Raw genomic sequence first — 1,729 nt, 5'->3', positions numbered from 1 at the left:
TTTAACGCTCGGCGGCAGGCTCACGCACAACGAATACTTCGGCAACCACTTTTCTCCTAGAGCCTACGCGACGTTTAATATAGGCGATACTTGGACGATCAAAGGCGGCGTCGCAACCGGTTATAAAACTCCCAACGTCAATCAAATTTCGCCTGAAGTAGGCACGATTCAGGGCGGCTGGAGGATTATAGATTTCGGTAACAAGGATTTAAAGCCCGAGAAAAGCACGACCTACGAGATCGGGCTTTATTACGACAATGCAGACGATCTGCGCGGCAATATCACGCTATTTAAAAACGACTTCAAAGATAAAATTTTAGATACCGATGGCAGCAATATCAATAGGATTCCCGCTTACGGAGGCTGCGCCGGCGCACCGAGCGTTAATTGCCCGGGTTGGGGAACGTATTTTGATATAGAAGGAGCCGAGGTTTACGGCGTTGAACTGAGTGGCGATTACGATATTACTAAGAGGCTAAATTTCAAGGCAAACTACACCTATAGCCACTCCGAGATCGAAACCGGGGATCCTACGATCTATACGCCAAACGGCGCCGTTAAATTTAGTCAAACCAATCTTAGTAGGCTAGATGGCAAATCCCTGACCGCTACTCCGAAGCATGCCGCACATGCGACGCTTAGCTATAGGCCTATCGCTCCGCTTTCTACCTTTATCGGTCTTAATTACGAAAGCGAGCTTACAAGCGTGCAATTCGGTCCGGGCAATAGAGTCAGCAAAAACGACAAAAAGCTTTTTACTACGGATTTGGGCGCACAATACGATTTAAACGATAATCTGAGCCTAAATTTAACCGCTTACAATATCTTTGATAACGTCCGATACGACGAGGGTCTCGCAGACGACGGCAATTACTATTGGTACCCCGAGGAGGGCAGGAGGTTTTGGTTTAAGGTAAACGCTAAATGGTAAGCCTAAAGAGCTTTCTTGCGGTATTTGACGCGCTCTTTTTAGTGTGCTTATTCGCTTGCGATCTGGGGGCAAAACCGCCGCAAAAGATTGAGCAGGCAAGTGGAGCTGCGCACGAAATGTTTAATGTGAGCGATTTTATTCTAAAAAGCAAGAACGGAGAAAAATATAAAATTTTTATAGCTCGCCAAAAAAATGTCGCTCGCTACGATAGGGTAGTTTTTATGGTTGATGCGAACGCGCAGTTTCCGATACTTTTAAACTCCTATGCGAAAATTTATGCGAATGGCGCAAAGCAAAACGCCGAAACCGGGTCTAAATTAAATAAAACCGTCCTTATAGTAGGTATCGGATACGATAGCCCGCTAGCGTATGACACTAAGCGTCGCACGAGAGATTTAACGCCCGCGGCGAGCGGCGAAGAATATGCAAACGGCGGCGGCGCAGCAGAATTTTACGATTTCGTAAAAGATGAATTATTTCCGCTCGTGGAGAAAAAATACTCTACGGCAAAAAGCGATAAAATTTACTTCGGACATTCTTTTGGCGGGCTATTCGGGATTTATGCTTTGCTGCGCGACGATGGGATTTTCGACGAGTTTTTTATCGCCTCACCTTCGTTGTGGTGGGGCGAATCACAGCTGATCAGAGATGCCCTAGACGAGGGAAAGCTTAGATCAAATTTAAAAGCGAAATTCATAATGCTCGTTGCTGGCTCGCGTGAAATGCGTAAAGGAAAAACCGATAAAGCGGGAATTTTAAAAGCGACCGATCTAGCTGAAATTTTAAAAACAAAGGGGC

Annotated in this window: 2 protein-coding genes; both read left to right on the top strand. The window is 45.8% G+C overall.

Annotation, left to right across the window (positions count from 1 at the left end; genetic code table 11):
- Nucleotides 1–931, top strand: a 931-nt coding sequence (locus tag Q0256_RS08310) for a TonB-dependent receptor (RefSeq protein WP_297962140.1), incomplete at its 5' end; no start/stop codon positions are given.
- The coding region (locus tag Q0256_RS08305; protein ID WP_297962138.1) for an alpha/beta hydrolase-fold protein at nucleotides 925–1,729 on the top strand (805 nt) is incomplete at its 3' end. The genes Q0256_RS08310 and Q0256_RS08305, both read left to right, overlap by 7 nt.

Origin of the sequence: uncultured Campylobacter sp., assembly GCF_937949835.1 — a bacterium.
Taxonomy (GTDB): Bacteria; Campylobacterota; Campylobacteria; order Campylobacterales; family Campylobacteraceae; genus Campylobacter_B.
This window is presented reverse-complemented; position numbering and strand designations above follow the sequence as displayed.